The sequence below is a fragment of the Thiomicrospira microaerophila genome, from assembly GCF_000934765.1.
GTDB classification, from domain to species: domain Bacteria; phylum Pseudomonadota; class Gammaproteobacteria; order Thiomicrospirales; family Thiomicrospiraceae; genus Thiomicrospira; species Thiomicrospira microaerophila.
In genome coordinates this window covers 27,156-43,304 of record NZ_JYNN01000008.1, presented here as the reverse complement: position 1 = coordinate 43,304, position 16,149 = coordinate 27,156, and the positions used below count along the sequence as shown (strand labels likewise).

Annotated in this window: 13 protein-coding genes; 3 read left to right on the top strand and 10 right to left on the bottom strand. The window is 45.8% G+C overall.

Annotation, left to right across the window (positions count from 1 at the left end):
• Window positions 1–6: 6 nt before the first annotated feature.
• The 4 genes from NA59_RS04640 to NA59_RS04625 all read right to left on the bottom strand — a co-directional run bounded on the left by NA59_RS04640 (window position 7) and on the right by NA59_RS04625 (window position 4,476).
• Window positions 7–543 carry a hypothetical protein gene (locus NA59_RS04640; RefSeq protein WP_044408719.1) on the bottom strand — a complete coding sequence of 179 codons (537 nt, stop codon included), beginning with the start codon at window positions 541–543 and terminating at the stop codon, window positions 7–9.
• A 126-nt stretch (window positions 544–669) separates the two neighbouring features.
• Complete coding sequence (locus NA59_RS04635; protein ID WP_044408716.1) at window positions 670–2,769, bottom strand: TonB-dependent receptor domain-containing protein; 2,100 nt, start codon at window positions 2,767–2,769, stop codon at window positions 670–672.
• A 251-nt stretch (window positions 2,770–3,020) separates the two neighbouring features.
• A complete protein-coding gene (locus tag NA59_RS04630) occupies window positions 3,021–3,980 on the bottom strand; it encodes a hypothetical protein (RefSeq protein WP_044408713.1) in 960 nt (319 codons plus the stop codon).
• Window positions 3,981–4,113: 133 nt separating this feature from the next.
• Window positions 4,114–4,476 (bottom strand): hypothetical protein, encoded by a 363-nt coding sequence (locus tag NA59_RS04625; RefSeq protein WP_044408710.1) that lies wholly within the window; start codon window positions 4,474–4,476, stop codon window positions 4,114–4,116.
• A gap of 509 nt (window positions 4,477–4,985) precedes the next feature.
• On the opposite strand from NA59_RS04625, the gene NA59_RS04620 reads away from it, so the two are divergent.
• The gene (locus NA59_RS04620; RefSeq protein WP_232504031.1) at window positions 4,986–5,402 is read left to right on the top strand and encodes a YkgJ family cysteine cluster protein; all 417 of its coding nucleotides are present in this window, start codon (window positions 4,986–4,988) and stop codon (window positions 5,400–5,402) included.
• A 26-nt stretch (window positions 5,403–5,428) separates the two neighbouring features.
• Here NA59_RS04620 and NA59_RS04615 read toward each other — a convergent pair whose 3' ends face one another.
• Window positions 5,429–6,640, bottom strand: a complete 1,212-nt coding sequence (locus NA59_RS04615; protein WP_044408704.1) for a DEAD/DEAH box helicase — start codon at window positions 6,638–6,640, stop codon at window positions 5,429–5,431.
• A 26-nt stretch (window positions 6,641–6,666) separates the two neighbouring features.
• Entirely contained in the window at window positions 6,667–8,046 is a 1,380-nt protein-coding gene (ppnN, locus tag NA59_RS04610) for a nucleotide 5'-monophosphate nucleosidase PpnN (RefSeq protein ID WP_044408701.1), read from the bottom strand.
• Between the two features lie 117 nt (window positions 8,047–8,163).
• Here ppnN and NA59_RS04605 point away from each other — a divergent pair, with 117 nt between their 5' ends.
• Window positions 8,164–9,093, top strand: coding sequence for a DnaJ C-terminal domain-containing protein (locus tag NA59_RS04605; protein WP_044408698.1), 930 nt, complete (start codon window positions 8,164–8,166; stop codon window positions 9,091–9,093).
• A 16-nt stretch (window positions 9,094–9,109) separates the two neighbouring features.
• Here NA59_RS04605 and NA59_RS04600 read toward each other — a convergent pair whose 3' ends face one another.
• On the bottom strand, window positions 9,110–10,843 hold the full coding sequence (locus tag NA59_RS04600; RefSeq protein WP_044408695.1) for a hypothetical protein: 1,734 nt from the start codon (window positions 10,841–10,843) through the stop codon (window positions 9,110–9,112).
• A 218-nt stretch (window positions 10,844–11,061) separates the two neighbouring features.
• Here NA59_RS04600 and NA59_RS04595 point away from each other — a divergent pair, with 218 nt between their 5' ends.
• Complete coding sequence (locus NA59_RS04595; protein WP_044408692.1) at window positions 11,062–11,277, top strand: hypothetical protein; 216 nt, start codon at window positions 11,062–11,064, stop codon at window positions 11,275–11,277.
• A gap of 63 nt (window positions 11,278–11,340) precedes the next feature.
• Here NA59_RS04595 and hisI read toward each other — a convergent pair whose 3' ends face one another.
• From hisI to NA59_RS14245, 3 genes are all read right to left on the bottom strand, one after another.
• Window positions 11,341–11,778 (bottom strand): phosphoribosyl-AMP cyclohydrolase, encoded by a 438-nt coding sequence (hisI, locus tag NA59_RS04590; protein WP_232504030.1) that lies wholly within the window; start codon window positions 11,776–11,778, stop codon window positions 11,341–11,343.
• A gap of 11 nt (window positions 11,779–11,789) precedes the next feature.
• Window positions 11,790–12,869: a 3'-5' exonuclease gene (locus NA59_RS04585; protein ID WP_044408686.1), complete on the bottom strand. Its 1,080-nt coding sequence runs from the start codon at window positions 12,867–12,869 to the stop codon at window positions 11,790–11,792.
• A gap of 105 nt (window positions 12,870–12,974) precedes the next feature.
• Entirely contained in the window at window positions 12,975–16,043 is a 3,069-nt protein-coding gene (locus tag NA59_RS14245) for a methyl-accepting chemotaxis protein (RefSeq protein WP_052501463.1), read from the bottom strand.
• Window positions 16,044–16,149: the final 106 nt, after the last annotated feature.

Here is a 16,149-nt window from a genome sequence, read left to right as displayed (position 1 = left end):
CGGATATCAATTAAAAAAATAGCCTAGTTTCCACATGATTCCCGATATACCAAACAAACTTACCTCCGTAGTCACTTTACGGTATTCAATGCCCATAGATGGAATAATCGCTGGCGCAACGCCAAGATTGTTAAAGGGGATTTTGTGTTGGTATTCACCTCGATAGCCATGGATAAGCCCGCCTGTTAGAGTGGCATAGGGTTGTAGATTTGCTTGGGTTGCTTGCAAAAAATTAAAGCGACCACCGAGATACAAATAGGTGGTGTTTTGTGAAAAGGAGTTTTTAAAAAAAGCACCGCCATAAAACCAATCCAACTGATTTAAAAAAGGTTGTTCGGCTGTTAAAGCCAGTGTGCTAGTCTTTTTGGGGTGAAGTTGCAGGTTAATCAATTGTTGATGATTGTTGTGTTTAGGATCAGGGTTGAAGTGTTTGGTCCATAGTGAAGTTTGCACTAAAATTCGATGCTCTTGTTGTGCCAGTGCTAGGCTGGGTAGTAGCAAAAAAATTAGACTCCCTGTAAGGGCAAAACCACGTTTATTCATACCGTTTCCTAAAGTTCATTAACACGTCCTAGCCTCAACATACCTGATTGTTTAATTATTTCAGTATTTTAAATCTAAAATTAAATAGAAAGCGCGTAAAAATTGTAAATTTCACGCGCTATTTATTTAAAACCTCAGCTCTATCCCTGCGCTGAGTTGTCGTCCGATCAGCGGCGCTGTGTCTTTTAAATAGGACAGGTGGTTTTGGGCCTGTTGATCGAGCAGGTTGTCGGCTTTGAACCACAGCTCGGTGTTCATACCAAAGGCGTGAGTTTGCCAACGACTGTAGAGGCTTAGCCATGGGTAGCCAGGCGTGGCGGTTTCGTAATCTTCAAGCTGGCGGGCTTTAAACACCTGCTTAAGGCTGATTTGATTAAACCAGTGTGGGGTTTGCTGTTGCAGCGCGATCTGATAACGCATCGGTGGAATTCGTGGTAGGTTTTCTCCTGAGCGGAGTTGTCCGCTCAGCCAGTCGGCTTGATGGCTTAAACGCCAATCCGAGCCTTGCCAACGGCCGATTTCCCAGTCTTGTTGCAAGCTGGCACCATAAAATTCGGCATTCGCTTGTTGGGTTTGCCATACCGTATTGTTATGATCGGGGTCCTTGATTTCATTACCCTGGGCATCGCGCAAAGGGGTTTGGTAGATAAAGTCGCTGAACTCGGTGATAAACAGGTTGAATGTATTGCGTGTACGTTTGGTTTGATAGGTTAAGTCCCAGTCCAAGGTCACCGAGCGCTCTTTGTTGAGATCACGATTACCGATAATATAAGTTTGGGTTGCATGGTGATTGCCATTCCAAAGCAGTTCTTCGCTACTGGGCAAGCGTTCAATATAACTGAGCGATACTTCGGTGGTTAGGTATTGGCTGAGCGGTTGTTGCCAACCTATTGACAAGCTAATGGCGGTATCGGTTTGTTGGCGGTAAAAGTCGGGATCAGCGTAATTGATATTGGCGGTCGGTGTACTGGGCATCAGCCAGTTTTCCTGAATGTTTTTACTATCTGGGGTGAGTTGGCGCAGCTCAATATAGCCGCCGAAACTGAATATCCCTTGAGTCATATCCGCTTCGAGGTGACTGCCAAGGCTGAGGCTTTGGGTTTGCGTATCAGGCATGGGGTGGCCGTGAAAGTAGGGTGTTTGATCATAGCCGCTACCAATGGGTTTAACGCTGGCGCTGACATTGTTGCCGGTACGTGGTGCGATCGAGAAGCCTTGACAGGCGCCATGCTCATGACAGACCTGCAGGTTTTGTTGTTGGTAGCCCATTAAAAAGCTCGCTAGCCAGGTATCATAGTGGGCATCCAGTTTGATATTCGCTGCAAAACTTTCTAAACCAAATAGGCCGTCGGCACTGCCGCCCTCGGTTTCATTATGCAGATAATCGGTGTATTGTAGATCAAATTGCATACGTTCCAAATAATCACCATGCAGATTGTGAATCGACTTGAGGCCAGCGCGTTGTTGCTTCAGGTTAATTCGGCTCGCTTTGCTCGAACCATTCGGAATGCCATAGTCCATTTCCAAGTCGCTGACAAAGGCTTTGAGCAACCAATCGTTTTGCTGGTAACCTGCGATGGCTTGAACCTGTTGGCTCCAGGTATCCGAATGCGCAATAGCTTGACCCTTGCCATCTTGATAATTGCCAACCGATTGGCGATGACCATCCAGTTCTAGGCTGAATTTTTCGTTCGCAGCGCTCACGGCCGCACCCAGTTGAGTGGCCTGGTTATTGGTTGAACCCGAACCATACAGCTTGCCGGCCAGGCCTGGTTGCGCTAAAAGCTCATCGTTAAAACTATCAATAACCCGAATCGTACCGCCCGATTGTGCGCCATAGAGTAAGGACGCGGGGCCTTTAAGCAATTCGATACGCTTAGCCGCTTTCGGCATCACGGCGACCGCATGATCGGCCCCCATGCTGGAGAGGTCGGTGGTTTGTTGATCATTGTTCAGGATTTTAACGCGATAGCCAGACTGACCGCGAATGACGGGTTGACCGACGCCCTGGCCGTAGCTGGCGGAATTGACCAATGGCAGATGTTCTAAATAATCGCCGAGAGTAAAGCCGCTCGCTTCACGTTCAAGCTCGGTTTGGCTATGACTTTGGCGTTCGGCACTTGGCGGTTCGCTGACGCCCTGTACTTCAATGGTGTTTAGGCTGGTTTGCGCCCAACTGCTCAACGACCAAGGCAGTAACAATAAAATAGGGAAGGATTGTTTCACGTGAAACCTCGATAGTGACAGGCAGGCCTGGTGAGTTCACCAGGCCTGGTTAAGGTTAAAATAGCGGTAACTATTCAGCCACTACATGTGGTCCCAATAATGTATTTTTGACACTACCTGTTGTAAAAACATCTTCAAGAAAGCATCGAAAAATAGATTTTTTGGTGATGTTTTTTGATTGAAAAAACATAAGTCACTGTTTTTAATGGTTTATATTTCCAAGAAACGTGCTGAATAGTTACAAATAGCGTTTAGTGGTCTTTACCTTTGCCAATAGCGCCCATGATATCTGGGTTAACGCCCGCTGGGATTAAGCTATCAATACGAATGCGCTCGTGTAAATGGAAATCTGCACCGTGGCGATCAATGAAATAAAGGTGTGTTGCAGAGGGCACAAACACATACACGCCATCGTCGCTTTCACGCGTAATGGTGACTTTATTACAATTATCTATGGCGCTTATACCATCAAGGGTTTCGAAGCTGTTTTGTACAAGGCTGAAAGTGCCGCCGTCGTTTTTATAGAAGTACATACGCCCAGAGGTAGTCAGCGTATAGTGAACCAGGCTGTTAGCTTCTACACCTTCTTTGTTTTTAAGGTAGGGATCAACATAGGCTTTACATAGTGTTTGGTCAGCGGGCAAAACAGCGGCCAAGTCCGATTCTAATTGAGCTTGATTGGAAATGAAGTTGTTAAGCCGTGCTAGGCCTGCAAGGCGACCGTGTCCTTCAGGAAGATTGTCAAATTCATCCGAAGAGTGAGCGGCTAAATAACGCTCGTCACCTGTTCCATGAAAATGGGCCAAATAGAAAAAGTGGCTGGCATCGACATCGCCACTGGTGTAATTGTTATTCATTAGCACAACTTTTTTGTCTTCTCGAAGCGTACCTTCTACGACACGGAAGTCTGGCCAGTGAATAAAGTGGCTTAAATTAGCTTCACCAAAAATATTGAGTTTCTTTTCAGAATCCCTTGTTGAAGCATTCGCTTTATCGTTTAAATCAATCGCTTGTTTGGTTTGGAAGTCATAAATGTATTGATCGCCAGTGGTTGAATTAATAAAAACTAGAGATTTATCTAAGTTAGTGTGGGCGTGATCGTGGTCATGGTGATCATCTTTATGGCTGCTGCTATCTAAACAGCCTGTTAATAATCCGGCAGAAAAAACAGCGCTTAACGCCAAAGCAATCGGTTTGGTTTTAAAGTTCATAGCAATATCCTTTTCAGTTTTGCGAATATACCGTATCAAGATTATGCCTGCCAGAGCATCGTCATGGCTTGGTGAAAGGCCACAACAATCTAGCTCAAGGGCAGCGCAAGATTAAAATAGTTTTTAAACGAGATTAAACGGAGAAGGTTAAAGGCGGAGCGCGCGACTGAAAGGGGTAATAGCGATAAAAAACGGCTAAAAAGCCGGAAAATACAACCAGGCCTGGTTGTAAATCGGGGATTAAATCAAGGTTAAAATAATTCGCAACGGCGGCTTTAGAATGTGAAAAAGCATCAAATAAATCACAGAGCCAAGCTTCAATCGAATGGGCGTGAGCTGAGGGTGTGTGATCGTGAGGATGTGCCTCGAAGCGGTGATCCTTATCAACTAAATGCGCGTGAAACGGGTGCACGGCATCGTGCACCACTTGGATGGTTTGAGAACCCAAGAGTGTCAGCGCAAATATAAATGATAATAAAGCCGTTTTAATAGTCATCTTTCTATTATAGCGAAGCTGTCAATAGATCAGGGCAAACGTGTCTAAATAATAAACTAACAAATTACAACCTGATCGCGCTCCCACGTTTCATCTCACGGCCATTAAGTTAAGAAAAACCGCGTCATTGCGAGGGGCGCAGCGATGCGGCCAACGAAGTCAGCGCGAAGCCTGAATCTCTCAAGGGCGTCCACAGTCTGCAAGAGATTGCCACGGCCTTTGGCCTCGCAATGCCCCATTTTTTTTACCCAGAGCCGTCATCCTGCGCGAAGTCCCAGGATCCAGCCGCTGGCGGCAATAGACCCTGCGACTTCGCGCAGGGTGACAGGGCAATGAGGGAGGCTAGGAGTCTGTCGGACTAAACGCGGGCTAGCGCGTCACTTGATGGGGGCGGTATGTGGTGTTGCAAAATATTTTTTGCGCTACTTTTTATTTGCTCGCTTTAAAGTAAAATAGCGCCGCTCAACGGGTCGGTTGGGTTTTCGTATTATTTTCTTTAATGCTTTTTTATGATGAGGTGGCGTATGGATGACTTTAATCCATGCTTGTCTTGTGGTGTCTGCTGTACCCATTTTCGTGTTTCATTTTACTGGGCCGAAGCCGAACCTTTTTTAGGCGGTGTGGTGCCGGTAGACTACACGGAAGATATTAATGATCGTTTCAAGTGTATGAAAGGAACCAATGCTAAGAACGGTGAGTCACGGCGTTGTATGGCGTTGCAAGGTGAAATCGGTGAATCAATTTATTGTGCTATTTATGAGAACCGGCCTAACCCTTGTCGTGATTACCCTTTGTGGATGGAGGATGGATCGATTAATCCAAAGTGCCAAGAACTGCGTGCTTTATATGGCTTGCCACCGGTTGACCCTTCTTTCAATCCACCACAAAGTCCGAATACACCGCCGATAGAGCCCCAGGTAGCCTAGCGTCGCCTGGCGGGTATCTATCGTCGCTATTTCTTTTTTGCCGCTTTTTTGGCGGCTTTCTTCTTGTGTGGTTTTTTCTTTTCTTTGAGCTTAGAGGGCTTTAAGCGCGCCTCCATGCCTTTGATTTTACTGACAGGGATTTTAGCTTGTAGATGATATTGGATGCGCTCTAAGGTGCGTAATTCGTGGCCTTCGACTAGACTAATGGCTAGACCGACATTTTGCGCCCGTCCGGTGCGACCGATGCGGTGAATATAAAGATCGCCACGTAAAGGTAAGTCGTAATTGACCACGTGGGTGATATTTAATAGATCGAGTCCGCGTGCCGCGACATCGGTCGCAACCAGTACCTGAATTTTGCCCTCTTTGAATTTACTTATCTTTTCTAGTCGTTTGGCTTGAATAAAGTCGCCATGCAATACCTGTGCAATGATTTCTTGCGCTTGCAACCATTCGGTAAGCGAGATGGCGCGTTCCTTTTTATTGCAAAAAACAATAGCACTTTTACAGCTAGGATCTTGCAATAGGGTTAGAAGCAGTTGTTCCTTATGCGCGCGATCATCGGCAAAGTAAATCATTTGCTGAACCTGTGTTGATTGCGTATTGGCGGCGTCAACCTGTATCACCGTCGGCTGATCTAGGGTTTTTTCGGCAAATGTGTGAATACCTGTGCCAGCAAGGGTAGCGGAAAATAGGCCAGCTTGAAAATCACCAGGAATGGCATCGAGCAAGGCGTGCACATCAGGCCCTTGACCCATATCCAGCATTCGATCGGCTTCGTCGATAATCACCATTTCCAGCTGTTCAAGGTCCACCATTTCCTGTTCTAATAAGTTGAGTAGACGACCGGGCGTGGCGATGAGTATCTGAAACGGCTGGCTGAGGTGTTCAATCTGTTTATCTTGTGCTAGCCCACCTGTAATGACCAGCGAACGCAGTGACATATTTTGGCTGAGTTCACGCACCACTTGGCGAATTTGCATGGCTAACTCACGCGTCGGCGCGAGCATCAGAATGCGAGGTGATCGGGTTTGACTTGGGTTGTCAATCAAGTGTTGTAGTGCAGGTAGTACAAAAGCGGCTGTTTTCCCCGTTCCTGTGGCTGCGCCAGCCAGTACATCTTGCCCCGCCATCATCACTGGAATGGTTGCTTGTTGAATCGGGGTGGGGCGATGAAAGCCATGCTGTTCAAGGGCATCAAGTAAAAGTTCGTCAAGTTCAAGTTCTGCAAATGTCATGGTTTAGCCTTTTATTATTCTGTTTGTTATTGTGTTGTTTTTAATATGCGATAGCTAGGAATGTAGTTTTCGGCATCAATTTTCATGCGTTTTTGTTCAATCATAAAGTTCAGTAACCGCTCAAGTGCGGCCATGATTTCAGGATCACCACATAGTTCAAATGGGCCATGTTGAGCCACGGCGCGCAAGCCTTCCGCCTTGACATTACCCGCAACGATGCCAGAAAAGGCACAGCGTAGTTGTGAGGCTAGCAGGTGAGCGGGTTGGGCTTTGGTTAAGTTTAATGCGCGCATACTTTGATGTGTTGGTTCAAAGGTTTTTTGCAAATCGGCTTCGATATGGATTTGCCAGTTAAAATAGTAAGCGTCGCTGGTTTGTATTCGATCTTTTTTGATGACCTGCATCTGTTGCTTCATAAAGCTGGCTACATCGTCAGGGTTATCGAGTTGTATGTTGAGTCGATCCAATGCTGTTTGCCCCAGCGTTTGGGAAATAAAATATTTTACTTCCTCAAAATAGTTTGCACAGCCTTTATCACCCGTTAGCACCAAGGGGTAGGGGTGTTGTGTATTTTTAGGGTCGAGCAAAATGCTTAGAATATAAAGTAGCTCTTCGAGGGTACCAGGACCACCAGGAAAAATAATAATCCCGTGCGCCAAGCGAACAAAGGCTTCAAGGCGCTTTTCAATATCAGGCAAGATAACCAGCTCGTTGACAACTGTATTGGGTGCCTCTGCCGCAATGATGCCAGGTTCAGACAAGCCAATATAGCGACGATTAGTAAAGCGTTGGTTGTGATGCCCGGCCTCGGCACCGCGCATCGGGCCTTTCATTACGCCTGGTCCGCAGCCTGTGCAGATATTAAGCCTGCGCTCTCCTAGTGCAATACCAACATGGCGTGAATACTCGTATTCACGCCGAGAAATGGCGTGCCCTCCCCAACATGCGACTAGGTTAGGTTCTTCATTCGTGCGCAACACCTCGGCATTGCGTAGTATATGAAATACGGCATTCGTGATGCCTGCACTATCGTTAAGGTCAAAGAGTCCAGAGTCGGTAATATTGTTGCGCACATAAACCAGGTCGCGCACGACCGCAAATAGATGCTCACGTAAGCCTTCCAGCATTTCACCGTCAATAAATGCCGACTCTGGGGGGTTGCAGATAATCAGCTCAATGCCGCGTCCTCGTGATTGGACTTTGATGTCAAAATCTGGGTGCATCTCAAGCAGCTTTTCACCACAGTCTATATTGTTACCGGTATTGAGTACGGCTAACGAGCAACGTCTTAATAGATCATTTAGCCCTGTGTCAGAGTGATCACAAAGCTGGTTCGCTTCTTGTTTGGATAAAATTTGTAGCGCGCCATTCGGGCGGATGGTCATTTCATTGTTTTTTGTACTCATGGCTGTCTTTTATTCGTTGGTTAGCGATATTATGCGTCTAAATAAGCTTATTTAAAAGTAAACATTGAAAAAGGCCGGTTTAAACCCCATGAAGTTTAAAATTTTTGAGGACAGCGTATGGAATATAAAGATTATTACAAGATTTTAGGTGTGGAGCGTTCAGCAACAGAGGCGGAAATTAAAAAAGCCTATCGAAAGCTGGCGGCCCAATATCACCCAGATAAACCTACTGGCGATGAGTCAAGGTTTAAGGATATTAGCGAAGCCTATGAGGTGTTGAGCGATAAACAAAAACGCTCGACCTTTGATCAGTTTGGCTCGGGTTATCAAAATGGTCAGCATTTTGATCCGCCTCCAGGTTTTGAACAGATGTTTGGTGGCGGTCAGGCGGGCGGCTTTAGTGATTTTTTTGAGTCGTTGTTTCGTGGTCAAGGTGGGTTTGGTGGTCAAGGATTTGGCAGCGGCTATGGGGGGCGTCAGCCTTTTCGTCAGAAGGGCGAGGATCAGTCCGTTAAGGTATTAGTGAGCCTAGAGGAGGCTGTGAATGGCAATGAGCGTAATTTGACGTTGCAAATCCCACAGGCTGATCAACAAGGGCGCGTGTTTCAACGTAGCAAGCAAATTAAGGTTAAGATCCCTGCCGGCATTAAGCAGGGGCAGCGTATTCGGCTAACGGGTCAAGGTGCGCCTGGCCACGGTGGCGGTCCGAATGGTGATTTATATCTGGAAATAGATTTGCAAAATCACCCCCTCTACCGCGTTGAAGACGAAAATGTGTTTTTAGACTTACCCCTTACACCTTGGGAAGCGGCGCTCGGTACAAAGGTTGAAATCCCAACACTCAAAGGCAAGGTGAATATGTCAATTCCTGTGGGTACGCAGTCTGGAGCAAAATTGCGTATTAAAGGGCGTGGTTTAGGCAAAACACCTGGCGACCAGTATGTGGTGATTCAAATTCATACCCCCCCTGCGTTAGATGATGAATCAAAAGCCTTCTATCAGACAATGGCCGGTAAAATGCCGTTTAACCCGCGAATTCATTTTTAATCACTAAGCGGTATGATTAAGCAGGGATATCAATACGCTGCTTTTGAATTAAGTGTTGCCATTGGTTGATATTGTCTGACATGATCTGGCTGTTGGCATTGGCGAGTGCAAAAAGGCTCATCCACGCTTGCCAGTCATCATCGCCTTTTTCAGTTTGTTGAATAAAGCGTGAAAAAGCCTGGTCTGTTTCGCTTAATTGTTGGTAGAGCAGTGCTGACTGACTGGCAATGCGTTGCATTTCTAGCTTGGTGAGGATACCGTGCATACTCGCCGCTACGGCGGGTAACGCGGCAGTGAACAGCAGCAACCAAATGTCATGGATAAATAAGTGTATAGACACGGCGACAAAGGTGAACACAAAGAAGACCTCGGTGAGCCGATGGAGGTGATGATGCCCGAGATGTTTTTGGTGATGGTGGCGTTGGTGATAGGTTTTTTGATTGTTGATCACCTGTTGCATGTGGTCAACCAGCGCATGATTATGATAGGGTGGGGTATAAATTTTACCGTCTTCACAGGGTAGGCCGCTCGCCATCAGATAACGCTGCAATAGCCAGATTTCGGCAGACTTCAGTTCAAGCTGTCCGTTTTTAATCAGCCATTGCGGCGCACGAAATGGTTCGGGTACAACCATTAACGGGTGCCCCATAATACAATAGCGCAATTGTTCGGCAATATAGCGATGGCGCATCCATTTTTCATGCAGCTGTGTTTTACGCGCCCAATAAACCCGGTAAATAATTGTTGCGATGACGATCAATTCAAAATAGGCCAGCCAGTGCAGCTGCCAAACCTCGGCGCTGACCGCTAAAATCACCGCGAGTGCCGCAAACCCATACAGCATCCATACATTGAAGCGATAGCCCTCGCCTGCTTGTTCAGCAAGCTGATTGTGGTGTTTAAACGCTTGGGTTAAGGTCGGCTTGGGTTTGATGTCATCGTGTGCCGACTCGACTGTTGTGGGGTTTTTATAATGGCCAATCCGTTGCTTAAGTTGGTACCACCAGCCGGTATTGACTTGCGTATCGTTAGCGCTTGGCTGCGCCCAAAGCGTATTTATTTCTTCGGGAATGGTGTCTTTTTCATTGTTTTTTATTAAAAACAGTTGCTTTAATGTTGATTCAAAAGGCGTTTGTTCTAAGTTGCTAAACGACTTAAAATAGTTCACAAGTTGCGCGCAGTTATTTTTTGCTTTTAAAAGTAATAGGTTAGGATTGTCCAGTTGGCTGAGTTTTAGCCAGTGCAATTCACCTTGCTCATCCATCCAAATCACAGGCTTAAGACTCTGCGCGGCTTGGGATATCAATTCAAACCCCGCACGGCTTTCCAGGGTGTCCAGGCCTGGTTGCCACGCGATGAGTAACACATCTGCATAGTCAAGCATTAAATTATCACGCATAGCCAAAGGCGAGGGCGACAGCATGAGTTCATTTTTGTCACGACCAAGCGAAATAATGCGATGAATATGTAGCCGTTTTTCATTTTCAACGAGTTTGGTAAGTTGACCAAATTTTTGGCAAAGCAGGAGTTGAATTTTAAATTCATTTTGATGAGCCAGCTCAACACTGAGTTGCTCTATCCCCTCTCGATATCCGGTAATAAGCTGCGGGGTGACGGATGTCGGTAATCTATTTTCGATTTGACGGAACAGCGCCTGCCATTTCACCTCGAGTTCTGGGTAGTTGTATTGTTCGGTCCAATTCGGTGCGCTGACCATGATGTTAAGGGTAAAGGTTTGATTTAGGTTCATAGGTTTATTAAGTTAATCATTCATAGTTAGTGCTAAGTGTAGCGAGTTCTTGTTCTATTCGCTAGGTGTGGCGTGCATTTGTTACATATATTAGAATATAATAATTTACTAATATATTTTAGTCTGATGTATTGATAAATAAAATCTATGTGTTATTCTATACACGAATTGAAAACAAGAGCTGCGGCTCTCATCTTACTTGAATGAAGGAGTTAACCATGAAAAAGACAAGCCTAGTTTTAGCCTCTATGATGTTCGCGGGTGTAGCGGTTGCAAGCCAAGAACAACCTACATGGGAATTTGGTTGTAAACTTGACGCCCAAAAGCCAGCTGTTGAACAACAAGCACAGGTTGAAGTAAAAGAAGTGAAGACAACACAGGAAAACACTTGGACATTTGAAGCGCGTGAGTTACCTGTTGTATCTATGCGTTAATTAGCAAGATTGCACTCTCCTCAGAGCAAAAAGCCCGGATTTCCGGGCTTTTTTATTGGGGAATTACTGTGCGTGTTTGTAGAGCTCGGCGGGGTCGATTAAAGGGTCTGATAGGATTTCAAGTTTATCGCCTTTGATACCGTTGTAGAAACAGTTAGAACGTCCTGTATGGCAGGCCGGACCGGTTTGGTCGACTAATAGCAATAAAGTGTCGCCATCACAATCTAAACGTGCCTCTTTAAGGCGTTGTATTTGACCTGAAGCTTCGCCCTTTCGCCAGTAGTTTTGGCGCGAACGCGACCAGTAGCATACACGCCCTGTACTTAGGGTTTCTTCCAATGCCGCTAGGTTTATATAGGCGAGCATTAACACCTCACCCGTATCATGTTGCTGAGCAATCGCAGGCATTAAGCCGTCTTGGTCAAATTTTAGCTGGGCTTTAAAAGGCTGCCAATCAAACTGGTCGCCTTTTTTGGCTTTTTCTAGGTCTAAAAAATTCATCATGCTCTCCATTATTTGCGCTTGGCGTTAGCGAAGGCTTGTGCAAACAGGTTGTTGGTTACGGCTTTTTTCGCTTCGACAACCGGTTTTTTCTCTTTGACTTGTGAGTTACGGCCTTGAATAAGCATCGCGCGCATCAATTCGGCGGTCGCTTGTGCGTCAGCAAGTGCATCGTGTGCATCTCCTGGAAAGGGCTTGTCTAATACTTTTTCATAGGCCGCGGTCAGTTTTGGGGTTTTCCAGAACCAATACATTTTTTCCGAATGCCAGCGCATCGAACCGACTAACTCTTTGCTCAGTTCTGCAACATCTAACCACTTGTTGTAATCTAATTCAAAATCGAGCATTTTTTTAGTAGCCGAGTTTTGCAGGTAAGCAAAATCACTTTCTGTGCTATAAGCTAAAATAACATCTGCTTCCAATAGAGTACGGTGTATTTGATCCCAGCATTTTGAAAACAAGGGCGCATCCTGAACCATTTCGGTGGTGATGTTGTGTTTTTCATTGTCGGGTACGTCATAACCTGGGTTAATCAGTTGGTTAAGCACTTCATTGCCCTCAAAGTCACAAATCGAAATTTGTATAACATCTGCTTCAGGATTAGTAGAAATGTCGGTGGCCTCAATATCAAGGCATAGCACCCGTTTGTCCTTGAGCTCCTTGTCATGGGTTTTGAGTTTAAATAGCGCATCGTTACGATTTTCTTGTATCAGATTAATCACTTCAGACGCGGTGAATTCGCTAATCAAGGCTTCAACCGCAAGCTGTGCTTTATTGGCTGATTTTTGCAAAGCTTGGCGTACAGCTTCATCATCCGAGGCGCGTTCAATAAATTGTTCGAGGGTCAACACATCTTCGTTAACCAATAGTTGGTCAAGTGTGGCATGGGCTATTTTTTTGGTGTTATAACCATAGGCTTCGAGGGCCGGGATACGTAACCCCGCCGTGATTAAGGATTTTTCACCTTTAGCCGGTGAAGCGACCAGTTGTACCCCTTTAATATCTAATCCATCAGACGCGGCAACCGCGACGATGTATTCTTTAATGGGTTGGTTGCGTTTATCAAACAGAATTAGTTGGGCTTGGCTCATGGGGAATAAGGGTCTAGTTAAAATAAAAGCCCATTTTAGCAGTTAAAATGGGCTTTGTCTTAGTAGCCTGTCAGACTTAAGTCAATCCGCTGCAAAAAAGCGGGATTAGAACTCACTCCAGTTTTGGTCTTCGCTCTTAGCTTGGTTGCGTGAAGCTTGAGCTTTCAGTGTCTTATTGTTGTTTGGTTTGCTCAACACCGGCGTGGGTTTTTTGTGTCGCGCTTGGTGTGATGAGGGTGTCGCGGGGTTTGGCTCTTTGTCATGGTGGTAGCTCGGATGGGCATCGGTTTTAAAGAAATTCATTTCTTGTTGTAAAGTTTTTGCCTGTTCACTCAGACTTTCTGAGGCGGCACTGGTTTGCTCAACCAAGGCGGCATTTTGTTGTGTCACACCATCAATTTGAGTGATAGCCTGGTTAACCTGGTGTACACCTTCCGATTGCTCTTCCGTCGCCTGTGCAATCTGCTCAATCATGCTACTGACTTCATTTATGGCATTGGATATTTGATTAAGGGTTTCACCTGTTTGGTTAGCGAGCTTGGCGCCGTTAGATACGCGGGTTGCGGTTTCATGAATTAGCCCCTCGATTTCCTTAGCCGCCTGTGCGGATTTTTGTGCAAGACTACGCACTTCACCTGCTACAACAGCAAAGCCACGTCCATGGTCGCCGGCTCTGGCGGCTTCTACGGCCGCGTTAAGTGCCAGCAAGTTCGTTTGGAAAGCAATGCTGTCAATCAAGGTCACAATTTCAGAAATACGACGACTAGACTCTTCAATAGCGCTCATTGCCTCAATAGTGCTCGTCATAATAACAACACCTTGTTTGGCTTGCTGATTGACATTCAGCGCCATCTGGGTCGCTTGGTTTGCCTGTTGTGTCGAGCCTTTAAGCTGGCTTGACATTTGCTCCATGGTAGCGGATGTTTGCTCAAGAGCCGCGGCTTGTTCTTGGACTCGGTGACTTAGATCACTCGCGCCATGCGCTACCTCATCCGCCGCGCTTTTCACAATCCGTGATGTGTCGATGGCAACGTTGACCACTTCATTCATTTTTAAGGATGAATAATTAATGGCATTCTTCAGGTCGTGCAGCTCACCTTTAAACGTCCCAGAAGGTAATTTAACGGTTAAGTCGCCGGATGCTTGCGATGCAACCACACGACTGATTTCGGTTATGGCATGGGAGATAACTTCCATAGAATGGTTAAAGTTTTGTTTTAATTCCGCCATTGAGCCCCGGGCGTCGGCTGTAACGCGGGCATTAAATTGTCCTTCGCGCATTTTGTTCATCGCTTGATTAATATCGGCCACCACCGCACTGAGCGACTCGGTGGCTTGATTGACCTTCACACGGAATTCGCCACGTATATGATCGGGCATTTTAGTATCGAATTGGCCTTGGTATAGGCTATCCATCACCGTACTTAATGCATCCATCGTATTGCGAACACTGGCTACAGAGCCATTTACCGATTGTTTCATAATGTCTAGATCGCCTTGTAACTCGTCGGTGACCTCAACATTAAATTGCCCCTTGGCCACGGAGGACATCACATCATTAATGTTGGTAATAGCACGCTGGACATTTCCTGCAAATCGGTTGTAGGTCTGAATAATTTGACTGATCTCGTCACCATTATCAAGGCGCATAACTCTTTCATTAAAACGCCCAGTTTTAACCATTTGACTCAATGAGGTAGAGAGGGTTTTTAATGGACGAATGACGCGCGCTGAAATAATGACCAGCAAGGTGATGATAATCGCCAGTACAACCAATACCACGCTAGCTAAGGACCAAATCACTTGCTGTGTAGCTTGTGCGATTTGTTGATGGATCGCATCGGCGGGTTTTATCATTAAGTGGCGCCCCCTAATTTCACCTGCCGGGTTATAGGCGGGTAAATCAATAATAATGGAGTCACCTACAAAATAGCTTTTGCGCTCTTCACCTTGAGCTAGCTCGGGTAGGTGTTGGCGAAGATTGTCGATAGATTGGTTATCAAACCAGCTGTTATGTGCCAGTAGGTAGCCGTTAGTGAACGGGGTATTGTTTGCTAGAGTGGGGGGGATTCTTTGACCGTAAAAGGATTGATCAATCACCATAACCCATTCATTATTTAAAGCTTTTAAGTCACGCACAACCGAGCCGACGCCACCGGAGGCTGAAATCACACCGACAAGCTGACCTTGGTAAAACACAGGGGCATAACCGGTGACGCCGATGCCAAAGTCATTCTTGTGAACCGAAATATCGCCAAGGGTTTTTCGTGTTTCTAATGCACGATCACGAATGCGATCCAGATGCATATCGCCAAAACGTTCAGGTGCCCATGAGCGCATGAATGAACGTCCCTCCGGATCATAAAGCTGAATGCGTATATTCCGATAGTCTGTAATGTTAGCAAAGTGTTTTTGTACTTCTGAAAGGCGTGTTTGCGCTGGCAGACGATCGGCTACACCGGCTAATGCTTGTTGCAACTCAGGCATCATGGCTGCAGTTGCGGCAATATCCGTGACAGAGAGCGACTTGAATGCGATTTGGTTCTGGATTTGCTGTTCAGCCAATAGCATTTCTTCATGCAGTTCTTTTTCAACAATCGGCTTTATTTGCGTGTTGTAGAAAATACTGCCAAGTAGTGCAATAGAGACAAGTAGGATAATGCTTGCGTAGATAACGAGGGTTTTGGCTAGGCCACCTTTAATACTAAATTTATGCAGGGTGCTTTGCCAGGGTTTAATAGCCAGTCCCTGTTTGAGTTGGCATTTGTTTTGGTCTATTTGTTTGTAGAGCTGGGTGGTAGCGGTTACTTCTTCGGGGGTAGCGGGTGTTCTGACCGACACAAAGCCTTGAATTTTGTTGTTGACCAGCATTGGTGAATTGTTTGCCCGTACCCAGTAGTAATCACCATTTTTTGCACGGTTTTTTACGATGCCTGTCCAGTCCTTACCTTGTTTTAAGGTAGTCCACATGTCGTCAAAAACTTGTGCTGGCACATCGGGATGGCGCAAAATATTGTGCGGTTGACCGAGCATTTCATCCGCGCTATAGCCACTAATCGTCAAGAAATCCTCAGATGCACTTAACACCGTACCGTTTAAATCGGTCGTGCTTGATAGATTAAAGTGATTGGGTATCGTGATTTCTTTTTGTGTAACGGGCTGGTTGTTGCGCATAACGAATAGATTCCTTTTGAAATCAAGCAAACCATTAATTGGTTTTTATCCTTGGATAATTTTATCCTAATACAATTCTTGCTTTAGGTAAATACAAAAGATGTTT